At 61.1% G+C, this 13,881-nt stretch carries 20 protein-coding genes; 13 read left to right on the forward strand and 7 right to left on the reverse strand.

What is annotated here, in order from left to right:
• Positions 1-457 precede the first annotated feature (457 nt).
• The 10 genes from ORS3428_RS11025 to ORS3428_RS11075 all read left to right on the forward strand — a co-directional run bounded on the left by ORS3428_RS11025 (position 458) and on the right by ORS3428_RS11075 (position 7,889).
• Positions 458-808: a hypothetical protein gene (locus ORS3428_RS11025; protein ID WP_157895949.1), complete on the forward strand. Its 351-nt coding sequence runs from the start codon at positions 458-460 to the stop codon at positions 806-808.
• A gap of 274 nt (positions 809-1,082) precedes the next feature.
• Positions 1,083-2,678, forward strand: a complete 1,596-nt coding sequence (locus tag ORS3428_RS11030) for an OmpA family protein (RefSeq protein WP_157895950.1) — start codon at positions 1,083-1,085, stop codon at positions 2,676-2,678.
• On the forward strand, positions 2,678-3,184 hold the full coding sequence (locus ORS3428_RS11035; RefSeq protein ID WP_071097422.1) for a GTP-binding protein: 507 nt from the start codon (positions 2,678-2,680) through the stop codon (positions 3,182-3,184). Before ORS3428_RS11030 ends, ORS3428_RS11035 begins: the two co-directional genes overlap by 1 nt.
• 729 nt (positions 3,185-3,913) lie before the next feature.
• Positions 3,914-5,314: a tyrosine-type recombinase/integrase gene (locus tag ORS3428_RS11045; RefSeq protein ID WP_071097453.1), complete on the forward strand. Its 1,401-nt coding sequence runs from the start codon at positions 3,914-3,916 to the stop codon at positions 5,312-5,314.
• Positions 5,315-5,545: 231 nt separating this feature from the next.
• Positions 5,546-5,770: a helix-turn-helix domain-containing protein gene (locus tag ORS3428_RS34405; protein ID WP_108723036.1), complete on the forward strand. Its 225-nt coding sequence runs from the start codon at positions 5,546-5,548 to the stop codon at positions 5,768-5,770.
• On the forward strand, positions 5,763-6,170 hold the full coding sequence (locus tag ORS3428_RS32990) for a hypothetical protein (protein ID WP_131802877.1): 408 nt from the start codon (positions 5,763-5,765) through the stop codon (positions 6,168-6,170). The genes ORS3428_RS34405 and ORS3428_RS32990 overlap by 8 nt, the downstream gene beginning before the upstream one ends.
• A 71-nt stretch (positions 6,171-6,241) precedes the next feature.
• Positions 6,242-6,655, forward strand: a complete 414-nt coding sequence (locus tag ORS3428_RS11060; RefSeq protein WP_157895951.1) for an HNH endonuclease — start codon at positions 6,242-6,244, stop codon at positions 6,653-6,655.
• Positions 6,656-7,351: a winged helix DNA-binding protein gene (locus ORS3428_RS11065; protein WP_071097433.1), complete on the forward strand. Its 696-nt coding sequence runs from the start codon at positions 6,656-6,658 to the stop codon at positions 7,349-7,351. It begins immediately after the preceding gene.
• Complete coding sequence (locus tag ORS3428_RS11070; protein WP_071097435.1) at positions 7,348-7,632, forward strand: DUF6074 family protein; 285 nt, start codon at positions 7,348-7,350, stop codon at positions 7,630-7,632. The genes ORS3428_RS11065 and ORS3428_RS11070 overlap by 4 nt, the downstream gene beginning before the upstream one ends.
• Positions 7,632-7,889: a hypothetical protein gene (locus ORS3428_RS11075; protein WP_071097437.1), complete on the forward strand. Its 258-nt coding sequence runs from the start codon at positions 7,632-7,634 to the stop codon at positions 7,887-7,889. The genes ORS3428_RS11070 and ORS3428_RS11075 overlap by 1 nt, the downstream gene beginning before the upstream one ends.
• Positions 7,890-8,047: 158 nt before the next feature.
• Here ORS3428_RS11075 and ORS3428_RS11080 read toward each other — a convergent pair whose 3' ends face one another.
• The 5 genes from ORS3428_RS11080 to ORS3428_RS33485 all read right to left on the reverse strand — a co-directional run bounded on the left by ORS3428_RS11080 (position 8,048) and on the right by ORS3428_RS33485 (position 10,541).
• Complete coding sequence (locus tag ORS3428_RS11080; RefSeq protein ID WP_157895952.1) at positions 8,048-8,446, reverse strand: excisionase; 399 nt, start codon at positions 8,444-8,446, stop codon at positions 8,048-8,050.
• Between the two features lie 108 nt (positions 8,447-8,554).
• Positions 8,555-9,328: a hypothetical protein gene (locus ORS3428_RS33945; protein WP_244507924.1), complete on the reverse strand. Its 774-nt coding sequence runs from the start codon at positions 9,326-9,328 to the stop codon at positions 8,555-8,557.
• 208 nt (positions 9,329-9,536) lie between these two features.
• Entirely contained in the window at positions 9,537-9,878 is a 342-nt protein-coding gene (locus tag ORS3428_RS11090) for a hypothetical protein (protein WP_131802878.1), read from the reverse strand.
• A gap of 78 nt (positions 9,879-9,956) precedes the next feature.
• Positions 9,957-10,262 carry a hypothetical protein gene (locus ORS3428_RS11095; RefSeq protein ID WP_071097443.1) on the reverse strand — a complete coding sequence of 102 codons (306 nt, stop codon included), beginning with the start codon at positions 10,260-10,262 and terminating at the stop codon, positions 9,957-9,959.
• A gap of 96 nt (positions 10,263-10,358) precedes the next feature.
• Positions 10,359-10,541 carry a hypothetical protein gene (locus ORS3428_RS33485; RefSeq protein WP_131802879.1) on the reverse strand — a complete coding sequence of 61 codons (183 nt, stop codon included), beginning with the start codon at positions 10,539-10,541 and terminating at the stop codon, positions 10,359-10,361.
• Between the two features lie 35 nt (positions 10,542-10,576).
• Here ORS3428_RS33485 and ORS3428_RS11100 point away from each other — a divergent pair, with 35 nt between their 5' ends.
• A complete protein-coding gene (locus ORS3428_RS11100) occupies positions 10,577-10,762 on the forward strand; it encodes a hypothetical protein (RefSeq protein ID WP_071097445.1) in 186 nt (61 codons plus the stop codon).
• A gap of 179 nt (positions 10,763-10,941) precedes the next feature.
• Here ORS3428_RS11100 and ORS3428_RS11105 read toward each other — a convergent pair whose 3' ends face one another.
• Entirely contained in the window at positions 10,942-11,133 is a 192-nt protein-coding gene (locus ORS3428_RS11105) for a hypothetical protein (RefSeq protein ID WP_071097448.1), read from the reverse strand.
• Between the two features lie 118 nt (positions 11,134-11,251).
• On the opposite strand from ORS3428_RS11105, the gene ORS3428_RS33265 reads away from it, so the two are divergent.
• A complete protein-coding gene (locus tag ORS3428_RS33265; RefSeq protein ID WP_157895953.1) occupies positions 11,252-11,416 on the forward strand; it encodes a hypothetical protein in 165 nt (54 codons plus the stop codon).
• Complete coding sequence (locus ORS3428_RS11110) at positions 11,403-13,592, forward strand: phage tail tape measure protein (protein WP_071097450.1); 2,190 nt, start codon at positions 11,403-11,405, stop codon at positions 13,590-13,592. The genes ORS3428_RS33265 and ORS3428_RS11110 overlap by 14 nt, the downstream gene beginning before the upstream one ends.
• A gap of 91 nt (positions 13,593-13,683) precedes the next feature.
• On the opposite strand, the gene ORS3428_RS33775 is transcribed toward ORS3428_RS11110, so the two are convergent.
• Positions 13,684-13,881 (reverse strand): hypothetical protein (locus tag ORS3428_RS33775; RefSeq protein WP_210185690.1); only part of this gene is annotated, 198 nt, incomplete at its 5' end.

Consider the following 13,881-nt stretch of genomic DNA (forward strand, 5'->3'; position numbering starts at 1 on the left):
AGACTGTCCAAAAATCCCATCGAAACCTCCGTCGAAGATCACGCTCGCCGTTTTGCGCAACGCTCTGTGCTGCTGACCTAGGAGGTTTCGTGAGATCGCGACATCTGACGAAGGTCAGAAACGAAGATGACGAAAGTCATATTCGCTGGCGGCCGGGTAGCACTTACTTATAGCACTTGCTTAATGAGGCGGCGCTCTTGGCAAGGCATTGTTCACCGTCTTCCCGGCTATGCCCGGGCAGGCGGTCTGGGTCGATCGGCCCGGGACGAAGGTCTGGCTGGCATGAGACTCGTCATTGCGGTAGGTGACGATGGAAATGGACYGGGCGGGCAAACGCCGCGCCCGATCTGCGGCAGCCCCGCGGTCGATACCACGTCAATTGTCTGACGCATGGATTAGCATTTGATATAACGGTCGTGGCAGTGTCAGTAAGAGTAGAACTAACCGGGGAATGAAGATGAAAGGCGCCGAGCAAGCTGGAAAGGCCGCAGGCGGAGCAGCTTCCGCCAACGGATCAGAAGCGACAGTCCATCCCGAGGCAACGATCGATCAGGTCCGCAACCTCCTGTTCGGTGGTGCGCAGCGCTCGATCGAGAACAACCTGGCCGGCTTGCGAGAGGAGATGCAGGCCTCCCTCAAGCAGCTGCAGGCGGACTTTGCCAAGGAAATCGCAGCCCTGCAGACCCGGCTGCAGGAACTCGAGCGGGATACCGAACAGAAACGGCTCGCTTCCCACAGAGACATCGGCGCTGCGATTTCGGAGCTTGGCGCGACCATAACCAGGCTGGGATCCGCCACGGGAAGATAGGATGACTTCCGCTGTCGGCCAGAACCGCGAGATCGAGCAGCTCAAGATCTTGCTCTTTCAACCGGAGGCGGCGCGTCTGGAAGCGCTGGGAACGGATGTCGCTCTCCTCCAGCAATATGTAGGCGACCCCTCCCGCCTCGAAGCGGCAACGGCCGACATACTGGTCGCAGCGCTGGAACGCGCCGAAGTCAGTCGGCCGCGCGAACTGGCTAATGTCATCGCGCCATCGGTGGTCTCTGCGATCAGGAGCGAGATCAGGAACTCACGCGACCTTATGGTCGATGYGCTCTACCCGATCACCGGGCGGCTGGTCAGCGCGGCGGTGGCAAACGCCTTCAAGGAACTCGTCGCGCGGCTGGAGCAGCGCCTCAATGCCTTGACATCCGCGGAGCTGTGGATCGGCCGCATCAAGTCTCTGGCGACGGGCCGCCCGATCAGCGAGTTCGTTCTGGCAAATTCCGGCCCGCCGCGCGTCAACCGGCTGCTGATGATCGAGCGCGGCAACGGACGCCTCGTCGCGGACTGGAAGCGCGACGACATCTCCGACGAGCGGGCGGACCTGCTCAGCGCGATGGTCGCCGCGATCCTGGAATTTTCCGTTCAGGCGCTGGCGGGAGAGGGCAACCTGCAGAAGCTCGATTTCGGCGGGCGCGAGATCGCGCTTCGCGCCTCGCCCCGGTTCATTCTGGCGGCCGAGTGCATCGGCCCGCTGCGTCCCGCTGACGACGCCAGGATCAATTCGCTTTTCTTCGACACGATCGAGAGCATGGACGGCGGCCGCGACTGCGACGCTGCCATGCTGGCGTCGCTGGCCACGTCCATCGAAGCGGACTCATCCCTGGACAAGAAGCCGCGCAGAAGCGGAAAGGTCATTCTGTTCGTGCTTGCCACCCTCGCCGCTGTCGGGCTGGCATGGCTGGCGAGCGCCTACCTGACCCGCACGATGCTGGAGCGACGGACAAATGCCGCGCTCCAGGAATTTGTCGCCAAAGAGCCGCTGCTGGTTTCGTTTCCGCTGCGGCTCGACTTTGACCATAGCAATCGCAGCGTGTCGGTTTCCGGAATAGAACCCAGCCAGGTGAAGGTCGATCCACTGATCGGCACTTTGGCCAAGGCGGCCGCCCCGTACCGGATCGTCGACCGCATCGGCGTCGTGCCCGGAATGGAACAGTCGGCGGCGTTGYGCGCCGATATAGAGGCTATCCGCCAGTCGCTCGCCGGCATGCAGGCGAGCTTTGATGGAACGCGCGATGAAATCGCTGAGCTGCGGCAATCCGTTGCCGACCTGCGGAAGTCCGCCGGTGAGACAGGCAAGGACATCACCGAACAGCAACAGTCTCTCGCCGGCCTGCAGGCGCGTATTGATGCAGCGCGCGGGTCGAGCGCGCAAGAGCTGCAATCCCTTGCCAGCCTGCAGGAGCGCATAGAAGCAATTCGTGGAGCGATCTCCGAGGAAGCGACGTCCAGAAACCAGCAATACGACGCCCTCCGGTCGATAGCCGACAGCCCCGCCGAGCGGCTCAGCCGCTTCATGGCCTCGACGGCAATCTTCTTCGGCACGGCCGACGCCTTCGCCGATGACAAGGAGGCGGAACAGCAGATCCGCGATCTGGCGGGGCTTCTGGCGGGCAACGATCTGAGGATCCGCGTCGTCGGCCACGCGGACGATACCGGAAGGGAATCCATTAACCGTGTGGTTGCCCGCAAGAGGGCCGACCAGGTGGTGCAGAAATTGGTTTCGCTCGGCGTCGAGCCCTCGCGACTGTTTGTGGTCTCGCGCTCGGCATCGATACCGATTTCCGATGTGCCGAGCGAAGGGAACCGCCGGGTCACCTTCGAAAACGTGTTTCGAACCGAGCGCCTACAGTGATGTTCAGCGCGAAGGTCATGCTGCTTGGCGATATGGGCGTGGGCAAGACGTCGATCATGTACCGCCTCGTGCATGATCGTTTCGACGGTGAATACAAGTCGACGCTCGGCGTCGAAGTTCTGAGCTACGACGTTCCCGCCGATCCGGCTCGCGGGGACGAAGCGAGGCGCCTCGTGCTGTGGGACACGGACGGCGATTTCGGAACGCGCATTTTCGACACCGTCTATGTAACCGGCGCTTCGGCCGCGATTGTCGTTTCGGACGTGACGCGCCCGCAAACAGTGACGCGCATGGTCGAACTGGCTCGCAGTTTCGAGACGAGAYTTCCGGGCAGGCCCTACAGGGCCCTCGTCAACAAGATCGATCTCGCCGAAGCCCCCGGAAGCGCAGAACAGCTCGCTCAGCTCGCACGGTCGAGCGTCAAGTTCGTGAGCGCCAAGAACGGCACCGGCATCGTGGAAGCTTTTGCGGAGCTCGCCGAAACGGTCCGCCGCCGACAGATCTGATGCATGTCGCCCAAAAGGGCGCAGCGACTTAAAGCGCGCCGCCTGGATCCGTTCAGACGCGACGCGGCTCAAATCATCGGACCGCGTGGGCGGAAGGAGACCCGCCTATGCGGAACCCTCTATCCGCCCGATCGTTTACGATCGATGGCTCTGGCTGACGACATCCAAATGGCGGAACGGCACGTTCTGCAAKCCGAGCGGCACATCAAGCGCCAGCGTGCGCGCATGGCTGCACTAAAGCGCCATCGGTTGCCGCGAGGCAAGGCGTCCAACTTTCTGCAATTGCTTGAAGATGCCCAATCGATGCACCTCCAACACCTATCGCGGTTGTTGGAGAGGGCGTCCCATGAAAAGGACTACAGCCAGGTTTGGCGCTTCCCGGCTGCCGAATGACCTCTGGCCTGACCAACCAGGCTCTTCGTTGGTGGGAGCGAAGGCCTTCGACGTCTCGTTTCCGCACCTGAACGACAGCCTGCAGAAGCCTTATTCGAGGTATCTGGCTATTTTGGAAGCTAAAACGACAAGCTGTGAAWAAGGCTTGGTACGCCCAAGGGGAATCGAACCCCTGTTACCGCCGTGAGAGAGCGTGATCAACGGAAGGCCATCTGTTCACCGTCATTCGCGAAAATCCATATGTGTCAACGGTTTGATCCCTCGCAAGTCCGTCGTTGTGCGCCGATGGTCGCATATGTATATTCGACGAATATTCGACGTATTCGAGGAGTGGTGGTGGCCAAGGTTCTAAAGGAAGCTGAATTGACGACGGCAAAAGCCCGGTTGCGATTGCCCGTTGGAAAACACGCTAGACGACTCGATGCCGAGGCACACCTCTACTATCGGAAGGGCGTCCGTGCAKGGGTCTGGTTTGTTCGTTGGCGGAATTGGCGCGAAGGCGCAAATTACAAGCAAGCACCCATCGGGCCGRCGAACGACATCAACGACAAGCCGACCGAGGGCCTACTCACTTACCTCCAGGCTGAGGCGCAGGCTCGTCAGATCGTCGCTAAGGCTCGGGCAGAARCAAAGGCCGGCGCCGATGGCCCGGTGCTGACTATCCGCCTTGCTGTTGAAGCCTACATCAATGAACGCGATGCCCGTGACAGTCGTCGCAGGGGCCGCACGGTGCGCTCCGATGCCGGTCAGCRCCTCCGGCGGCACGTATTGGGGCAGGACAAGCGCGGCAAGCAAGAGGCTGTCCCGGCCGCGCCGCTGGCGACTGTGGCACTTCACGCGTTGAGGGAAAGCGATCTGCTGGCGTGGCGGAAGGGCTTGCCAAATGACCTAAAAGCCACGACGGAACAGCGGCTCATCAACGATCTCAAGGCGGCGTTGAACGGGGCGTATGCCGAGCATCGCGAACGGCTGGAGCCGACATTGCCGGCCATCATCAAGCATGGCCTCAAGGCCGAGAAGCTGGACACCGACGAGGCCGTGCCACTGGCCCGCGACAACCAGATCATGTCCGCGAGCCAAGTGGGGGCGATCCTCGCCRCCGCCCGCGAAGTCGACGCGGAACAAAATTGGGATGGCGACCTGTTCCGGTTGGTAGTCGTGCTTGCGGCGACCGGTGCGCGTTTCTCGCAGATCGCACGGATGAAAGTTGGCGATGTGCAGCGGGCTCAAGGTCGGCTGATGGTCCCGAGCTCGCGAAAGGGTAAGGGCGGCAAGATTGCCAGCGTTCCTCATCCTGTAGGGGCGGACGTGCTCGACGCATTGCTGCCGGCGACGACGGGCCGGAGCAATGACGAAATCTTGCTGGAGCGGTGGCGCAGCGAACAGATGAAAGGCTCGATAGAGTGGCAGCGTACCGGCCGTGGCCCATGGCAGTTCGCCAGTGAACTGCAACGCCCTTGGCAGGAAATCAGGAGCCGGACAAAGATGCYGGCGGTGATCCCTTACAGCTTACGGCACAGTTCCATCGTGCGCGGCATCAGGGCAAACCTCCCAATAAGGCTGGTCGCCGCGCTGCATGACACATCTGTGCCGATGATCGAGCGGCACTATGGCCGGTGGATTGCCGATGGTCTGGAGGACCTGGCGGCTGCGGCGGTGGTGCCCCTAGTGCCGGACGAAGGCGCCACCAAAGTCGTAAACCTCGCGACCCGGCGCGTTCAGTCTGTGCCAAGTTAGATTGACGGCGTGAATGTCGATTGAAGATTTATGGGGATAACGGTTCCCCTTGAAACTCAACGGATTGCAAGGTTTAGTGGTCTAAATCTAGGCCACGACACTTAGAAAAACTGCTCCAACAAAAAATTTTGTCTCAAGACAAGGGATTTTGTACCCCCGTATATTGCAACGGTGATTTGCGAACGGCCGCGCACGAAGAGCATGGCCGCCGCTCCAGCCAATGCAACCTTGATGGGGGTAAATGTGAATTTGTTCGAAGCCTATGCAGACCGTGCCGTGTTGACCGTCTCGGAGGCGGCTCGGTGGGGCGGCATCTGCCGGACCAAGCTTTATGGTGAGATCGGGGCCGGCCGGCTCCGTCCAACAAAGATCGGGCGAAAGACGGTCTTTCGGAAGGAAGACCTATTGACGTGGCGCGACGGCCTGCCGTGCGGGACGGTACGCGCCGATGGCTAACCGACTTTCCGGCGGCAAATCCGGCAAAGGGGCGCCAGCAGCGAAAACTGCCGCCATTGGCCGCCCTCGYGCCCTTGAAGCCGATGACAAGACGTTGGCGTCTATTCGGGCACTTTCGCAGATCGACGCGACCGAAGAAGAAATGGCGGCGGTTTTGGGCGTCGCAGCGTCGACGTTTCGCGAGTTCAAAAAGCGCGAGCCCGAGGTCGCAGAAATTATCGAGCGCGGTCGCGCAGAGGGGCGGGTGTCTCTCCGCCGCACTATGCGCCGCATGGCCGAGAAGAACCCGGCGATGGCGATATTCCTCGCAAAAAACAAGCTCGGAATGGCGGACAAGGTCGACACGAAGAACACCGGCGACATCGCGATCATCGTCGACGTGGAAGACGCGGAGGTCTAGCCATGAAGAGATTTGTTGACCCCCGCGACCTGTACAGGGTCCGCAGGCGCAACGCTCCGAAAGGCGCGCCAATGGCGTTCCTGGAGGGCGCGTTGGCGACCGAGACGGACGCGTGCATTGTGTTTCCCTTCGGGCGGAATGCCGACGGCTATGCAAGGCTCGCCAATGACGAGTACGGCCACGTCATCGCGTGCGAGCGCACGCATGGACCGCGCCCCACGCCGGTTCATGTCGTGGCTCATAGCTGCGGTAATCCGCCCTGTGTGAACAAACGGCACCTCCGGTGGGCGACGCCCGCAGAGAATGCTGACGACAGCGCCAGGCACGGCACAAACCGGCGCCCGAGGATTGCGCAGCGCGAGGTCGAGTTTGTCGGCGCGCAACTCGTTCACGTCATGCGCTATCGCGATCTCGCCCGCATGTTCGGCGTCTCCGGCTCGACGGTAGCCAGTATTGCGAGGAAGGCGGYCGGAGGGCGGCGATAGATGGCCCGTGACAAAGGCAAGCACGTAAAAGACCTGTTCGCGAAGATCGCCAATGCCGATCTGCCCTACTTTCGGGCGTTAGCGACGGACACCGMAAGGTGGGCTGTCGTGGAGATCACCCTTAGGTATTGGCGGGACGGCGACCACAGAAATCCGATGTCGATGTCGGCGCGCGATCTCGCCGRCATGCTCCGCTGCAACAAGGGAACGGCAAGCCGGGTTCTTCGCGACCTCGTCGACGCTGGCTTTCTGGTGACGGTTCGGGAAGGCACCATGGGCGGCAAGAAAAGCGAGCGGTCTGCCACCTATCGAGCAACGTGGCTGAACGTTGACATGGTTCCCGACACCGCCACGTTCAACTATCGAGCCAAAAATCGAACGTCCGGAGAAACCGGACAACAACGTACGGCGGAACCGGACGTTGAAAAGGTCGGCGAAACGTCCACGGCAAAACCGCCCGAAGCCAAGGGGCGCAAGGAGTTGGGACCAACGAAACCTGAGGTTTTGGCGGGGCCGTCGAGCGGGACGTACTATTCAAAGTTTAAATATAGCACCTTAGAGGCGCCCCAAAAAAACTGGGCCGCGCCAGCGTCTCCTACCGCTTCGGCTCCCTTGTCGGCACTCGCGTTCATCGAACGGAGCCGGCGGAGCACCGAGCCCATACTCGCCGAGATCGAGTTGAGAAAAGCGCAATGACCAACGCAGAGAAAGGGACTGCAATGAGCGCGATCGTGATCCCATTTCCCGCCGCGAGGCGCACGGGCAAAATCCGGCGGGCGGCCGAAGAGCTAATCAAACGGGCCGGCGAGAGGCGACAGGGCGAAGGCTACTGGCAGAACATCATACGTCAGATGGCCGACCGTATGGTGACATCGGGCATTGATGATGAGACGGTGGGTCGGGAGCTAGAGGCATTTGCCGGCGCCGTGGGGTTCGAAATGGCGAGACTTCAAACACGTCACGGCGGAGCGGCTTGATGATATTTCTCACGCCCGATCGGCCTCTGCGCAGCGAAGCCGCAAGGATTGCATGGAGCCAGAATGAGCTCGCCCGCTTCGCGGCCGACACGTCCCTGACCGGGGATAAGCTGGTCACGGCGACTGTCTTTTTCTCGGGGGCCGACCACTCCGCCGATAATGTGCCGACCGCTATTTCGATGACGGAAACGGTTGATGCGTCGACCGACATGGCCGGGGGGCATGCGCTTCGGGTGCCGAATTGTTGCAGAAGCTGATAGCGGAGATCGAGGCCAATCGGTCCAGCCTTGCCCTGCGCGGTGTCGAGCCGACCRCCTTCGAGGTGTCTTTCGACGGAGAGGTTCTGATCTCCAATGTCGGCGGACCCGCATCACTCCTGCCAGGGATGGGTGAGGCTTGACCATGTTCCGGGGCTTTATCGAAAGTCCCGGCTCTTACCTTTCGGGGGCCGTCGACGTGTGTTTTTCGGCACGGCATTCTTGAAGGCGTTTTTCAGCTTCTCCAAACTCGCCGCGCACGCAGCCTGTGCTATGGCGCCTTCATCCATCGGAGATTGACCAACCGATCGCGCGGATAAACGAGCGGTATTCGTGTCGCCATTTGAGGCCGGCGACCTTGCTTGGACKCGGCACAGCTTTCGCATTTCCTCGATCGCCGCGAGYGTCGTGTATTCCTTGTTGGCRATGATTTCGGTGGCGAGGCGACCCCGGTCGYGTTCCTTGCGCAATCCCTTCGCGCCCATCGTTCCATCAGGGAATGCGATCTTCGCCGCCGTTTCGAGCCGTAGTGGAGCGTCCTTGTCGTACTCTCCCATCTTCATCTCTTGATCCCCACTCGGCCGCGACCGCTGCCACTACGTCTAATGCAAAAGAGGCCGGGGGCGACCGGCCTCGATATATCACGAAAGGCGAGATGACGTTCGCTAGTGCCCGAGGATAGCTTGCATCCGAGCCTGCAATGCTTGGGTCATCGTCGCGCGCCCTTCGCCGTTGTTGTGATACCGAATATAGCGGAGGTGCCGAAGGTCGAATGGAATATCGTGTTCGCTCTGCGTGATAAGGATCACCTCGCGGCCAAGGGTATGTGCGATGCCTGCCTCATAGAAGACATTCGGGTTCCGGCCCGAGCAGTCGCACACGACGACGCGCGAACGGTCGATGAGGGCAACTACGTCCTGAATGATCGCGGCGTTTTCCCAGATATCGTCGGCGCGCCGGCACCGCAGCCCCGCGTTGTCGGCGGCTTGACGGATAGCGTCATAGACGACGTTGAATCCGGCATCAAATGGCATCATCGCCGACACCAGGGTAGGTTCGATATTCTCGTGCTCGGGGATTTGGAACACGGCCGGGCGCTGGCGCCGGGGGCGCACGTTTCGGAGCAGGAAGCGGTAGAGGTCCACGTCCTTCACCGCCCAGTGGTTCCGCGAGAACTCGAAGTCGTAAGGCATGTTCAGTTCCACGCGGTTCGCGGACATCATGCTGTTTCGCAGGGGCGGCACCTCGGGATCGAAGCTGATCTCCAAGGATACATCTCTGCCCGTGATCCGCGCCCGGTTGATCTGACCAACGTAAGCGATCTCGTCAGCCGTACCTTCCTCGCAGAAGATGCAGGGTAGAGAGGTGAGACGATCAAGTAGAGGGTTGCCGCCCTCCCGGAACTGGTCGGCAATATGGTCGTCCGTGTATTCGAACATGCGGCCTATCGGCACGGTAGCTCTACCCGACTGCCAATCGACGTTGAACATCAGGAGATTAAACACCGGACCCATCCTTCATTCGTTCCCACTCCGCCAAGGTTGAAATGGCGAGCGTGTATCCCGACGGGTGGAGGGCATCAAGCCGGCCCAATAAAAAGAGGCCAGCGTCACCCGGCCTCGATATCGCGAAGAGCTAGATATTGGTTTAAGCGGCGTGCGCATGCTCGAAAAGCACGATGCGGCCGAAGCGCATGAGATCGGCCACAATAGATCGCCGAAGGTCAACCGTGATCGGCTCGCCGTCTGCGGTCAAGGCACCGTCCAGGGCGCGCTCCATGTGGCAGGCGATCTTTTCCTTCGCCGCCACGTCGGCGCGGCTTCTGGCGGGCGTGCGGGCCGCCTCGCGCATGATCTCGAGCTGTAGCTCGGTGGCAATCTCGGGGGCGCTCCCCGGCTCCACGTCGCCGGCATCAGGGTTCGCCTCATGCTCGCGCCAGATAGCGGCGGCTAGGTCGAAGGCGGTCATCATCCTGGAAACAGAGGTCATGGTTGTTCCTTAGTGGCTGCGCGGCCCGCGCCAAGGGCGGGGGCTTGGAGGCTTATTGCTTGCGGTAGGAAGCGTGGGCTAGGCGACGAGGGCGGAAGCGAGTTCCGCTTCAAGGCGCCGGCGCATAGGACCCGTATCAAACTTGAATGGCTTGAAGGCCAGTGCCTCGATTTCGTGGGAGATTTCGATCTGGCGGCGGATCGGCGCCGCCACCGTCTCCAGCTTCGCGCGACGCCATACGGCGGCAAGATAGAAGCTGAAGTCGGCGCGACTGAATGAGCGCTTCAGCCAAGGCCGGCCCTCATAGTGCCGGTTGTAGTCGGCCCACGCGGCACGCACGATTGCGGCGCGGTCGTATTTCGATGTAGTGGTGGCGGTAGCCATATCGAACTCCAATCCCGTTCGGTTTCGGTCAGGCCGCGTTCGGTGTTCCAGCACCTTGCGCGGCCGAATAATTTCTGGCACACATAAATTATGTCGTCAATATCTGTCCCACAAAAAAGAAGAGGCCGCCCGGCTACGGGAGAAACCCCACGGGTTGGCGTTCGCCTTCCCGATGACATTCGAAGCGGCCTTGAGGCATTCATCGCCGACCAGCCGGAGCCGCCACCAAATCAATCCGAAGCGATCCGGCTTATCCTGGCTGCGTACCTCGGTGCGCATGGCTATATTCGGAACTGACTGCACAGGACGATCTCATGGGCGAGATCAATCCGGATAAATTCGGCGGCCCCTACAACGTCCTGAAGACTGTCACGGAGATCGAGGACGAGCTCGCCAAGAAGCGAGCAAACGAGCGGTTCATCTGCGAAAACATCATCGCGGCGAATGACGATCAGGAGGCGGTCGCGGCGGCGAAGACGCGACTTGCCGAACTCGATTGACGGTGGGGCACTAGAGGCTCGTCAAAGCCGGGCCATAATCTGCACRACCATAACGACCAACAGCGGTCCCCATGYACTCCGGATGAGAAAACCGGCGGCGTAACCAACCCGCCATGACCAACGGAATTGGCGGCGCCGCCATCCCATCGGATCGATAGAGACTCGGGGAACCGACCGCATCAGCGTCCCGAGCGTTTGTCGCGATAGTTGACGATCAGCGCGCGAACATAGTGCTGTTCCTCGCCGCCCATGAAACCGCAAGGGCGAGGCGCCTTGTGATCGGCGCCGACCAGACGACGGAAATTCTCCACCGAGTATCCCATGATCCCGGCGGCCTCGGTTTCCGTGCAGTAATTGTTCAAGCTCACCATAATAATTCTCCGTGCTGTCTCTCACTTTTTGTTAGACTTTATCAGCAAAAAATGCGAACATAAAGGGAACAAAATAATCTGTTCTACCGATATGTTGAACAATCATGGACGTACACGGATGAAAAGAGCCAAGTTTGTTGAGCAGATTGCTACCAGCTTGAGCGCGGCGACGCTTGCGGCACTGGACGCGGCGGCAGAGGCGGAGGCGATCTCCCGCGCCGCATGGGTACGTCGTGAGATCGAGCGCGCACTCGCGAAGGGGGCTCTGAATGGCCGCTCTTGATGTGCAGATGGTGCTGTCGTTGGTTGACCGCGCCAGCGGCCCGGCCAGGGGCATCATGAGCCGCCTTTTCGGCGGCGCCAGAGGCAAGGGCAAAGGCAACGCGATCGAGGCGGCCGGCCTTGCCGCGACAGGCGCGAACGGCGCGCTGGCGATGCTCAATCGCACGATGGCGACCTTCGCGGCTGGTGYGGCCGGCTACGTCGGGTTCAAGTCGATGATCGGCGGCGCTGTCGCCTTCGAAGACGCGATGGCCGATGTCTCCAAAAAGGTGAACATGACCCCGCCGCAACTGGAGAAGTTGCAAGAGCGGATCAAGCAGCTTGCCCGCGAGACGCCGCTCGCGGCGACGGAGATCGCGGGGCTTGTCGCGCAGGCCGRCACGTTCGGCATTGCGAACGAAGATTTGGAGCGCTTCGCGCTTCTCGGTTCGAAGGTCGCTATCGCCTTCGACATGACAGGCGAGCACGCGGCGGACAGCCTGGCCCATATCAAGGCTTCCCTGAAGCTGAATATGGACCAACTGACCGACTACGCGGACGCGATCAATTACGTCGCCGACAACACGGCCGCGAGCGAAGAGCAGCTTGTCGATTTCGTGCTCCGCACTGGCCCTGGCGCTATGGCGGCCGGCCTGAAGCCGAAAGACCTTCTCGCGATCGGCTCGGCGATGACCGAAGTCGGCCTTGAAAGCGGGCGCGCTGRCACGGCGGTAAACGCCATGCTCACGAAGATGACTTCGCTCGGCAGCAAGAAGGGCGCGGGCAAGGTTCTCGACCAGCTAGGCGGCAAGGGCTACTCGAAAAAGCTCCAGAAAGAGTTTTTCGAGAACCCGACGCAAGCCCTGATCAAGATTTTGAAGCTCACGGATAAGATGTCGCGGCCCGACCGCGCCACCTTCATGAAGGACTTGTTCGGCCTCGAAACGCAAGACGAAGTGGCCGCCCTGGCGGGCAACGTCGAGCGCGTGGTCGACACGATGRAAAAGCTTGGCGACACGGCCAAGTATGCCGGCTCCGTCGACAAGGTTTTCGAGAGCTTCAAGAACACCACGAAAAACCAGTGGGCGCAGTTCACCCATAACGTCGAGCTCTCGGCGGCGGCCCTTGGCGCGAAGCTTCTCCCGGCCATCAACGGGAGCCTGCACTATCTGAACAACTTTTTCGCCACGGCGGAAGGGCGCGTGTCGATCCTCGACAGGCTCTCCACCTCGGCGAACGGGTTCTTCAATGGGCTCGGCTACAAGGGCGGCGCGGCGGAGGCGCTTTCGGGCGTCGGCCAAAGCCTGAAGGACATTCGCGATCTGATCTTCGGCATCGAAGGCGACGGYATGTCCGGCGACAAGATGGCGGAAATCTTCCATCGCTGGCAGACGTTCGGGGCGAGCCTGAAAGACAGCCCGATCGGGACCGTCCTCGACAGCATCAAGAATGCCAGCCTTGGCGACCTGGGCGGCGCGTTGCTCGGCGGGGCGGCCGGAATGACGGCGCTTTCGTTTGCGGCGAACATCGCCCTTGCTCCGCTTCGCGGCATCCTGTCGATCATGCGCGGCATCGTCAAAACCGCCTACACGCTCTCCGGCCTTCGATTGGCGAAGTGGGTGTTCGATCTCATCAAGGGGGCGAGTGGCGGCGGCGCTGTGGCAGGATCAGAGGCCGCAGTGGGTGCAGGGATGCTCGGCGGYGGTTTGCTGGCGAGAATTGTACCCTGGCTTGCGCGGGGCACCCTTGCATCGGCGGCGGCATACACGCTGTACAAAGCCTTGGAGGCGAAGGGGCCGGCCGACAATCGGCTTTTCGACCCGAGCCAGAACGCGAACGTCGCCAACGAAAGCAGAGCTCGCACCGGAAATCCGCTCACCGGGCAGGCGGAGCCCGCTCCGCCTTCGAGCCCGGTCCAGCCGGCAGAGCCCTTCAGCTTTGGCGGCCTCTGGCGCGACCTTATGCAGCCGATTGGGCCGAACGCGAACGCAGGGCCGCAATCCGTGAACGTCAACGGGCCTGTGACAACCGTTCCGTCCGGCGTCCAGCAAGTCCAGGTGACGAACCCATCTCCGGCACCCGTCGTCAATGTGACCGTTCACGCCGTCACGAACGCGAGCCCGGCCGAGATTGGCTCGGCCGTTGGAAACGCGGTGAGCGGAGCGTTGCGGCAAAACCTTAGTGACGGAGGTATGTGAGCATGGAAGCTATTATCCTAACGCAAGCTAACTCGTTGACCGTAACGCTTGGCGCCGCTGCAGCTTTGTGAGTGTTCCACATGGGCTTTCATTAACCCAGCGGAAGGCTTGCGATAATTTGGCCGACTAAGCCAACCAGAACCCACTTGAGCCCCTTTCCAGACAAATCGCGCGGTTCACCATTTTCCACCAGGTCTTCCAAGAACACATGGATAGAGGCGCCTAACCTCTTCACAGCGAGCGGATCAAGCAACCCATTCCGGTCAATGATATTCAGATCGGCGCCGAT

The sequence above is a fragment of the Mesorhizobium sp. ORS 3428 genome, assembly GCF_001854785.1.
In the GTDB taxonomy this organism is placed as follows: domain Bacteria; phylum Pseudomonadota; class Alphaproteobacteria; order Rhizobiales; family Rhizobiaceae; genus Mesorhizobium.

Bases quoted from the DNA above. Each gene is read 5' to 3' on its own strand.
- ORS3428_RS33945 (WP_244507924.1), bottom strand. From the start codon at position 9,328: ATGTTCGAATACACGGACGACCATATTGCCGACCAGTTCCGGGAGGGC.
- ORS3428_RS11070 (WP_071097435.1), top strand. From the start codon at position 7,348: ATGACCAACGCAGAGAAAGGGACTGCAATGAGCGCGATCGTGATCCCA.
- ORS3428_RS34405 (WP_108723036.1), top strand. From the start codon at position 5,546: ATGGGGGTAAATGTGAATTTGTTCGAAGCCTATGCAGACCGTGCCGTG.
- ORS3428_RS11090 (WP_131802878.1), bottom strand. From the start codon at position 9,878: ATGACCTCTGTTTCCAGGATGATGACCGCCTTCGACCTAGCCGCCGCT.
- ORS3428_RS11025 (WP_157895949.1), top strand. From the start codon at position 458: ATGAAAGGCGCCGAGCAAGCTGGAAAGGCCGCAGGCGGAGCAGCTTCC.
- ORS3428_RS33485 (WP_131802879.1), bottom strand. From the start codon at position 10,541: ATGCGCACCGAGGTACGCAGCCAGGATAAGCCGGATCGCTTCGGATTG.
- ORS3428_RS11075 (WP_071097437.1), top strand. From the start codon at position 7,632: ATGATATTTCTCACGCCCGATCGGCCTCTGCGCAGCGAAGCCGCAAGG.
- ORS3428_RS11105 (WP_071097448.1), bottom strand. From the start codon at position 11,133: ATGGTGAGCTTGAACAATTACTGCACGGAAACCGAGGCCGCCGGGATC.
- ORS3428_RS11100 (WP_071097445.1), top strand. From the start codon at position 10,577: ATGGGCGAGATCAATCCGGATAAATTCGGCGGCCCCTACAACGTCCTG.
- ORS3428_RS33265 (WP_157895953.1), top strand. From the start codon at position 11,252: ATGAAAAGAGCCAAGTTTGTTGAGCAGATTGCTACCAGCTTGAGCGCG.
- ORS3428_RS11095 (WP_071097443.1), bottom strand. From the start codon at position 10,262: ATGGCTACCGCCACCACTACATCGAAATACGACCGCGCCGCAATCGTG.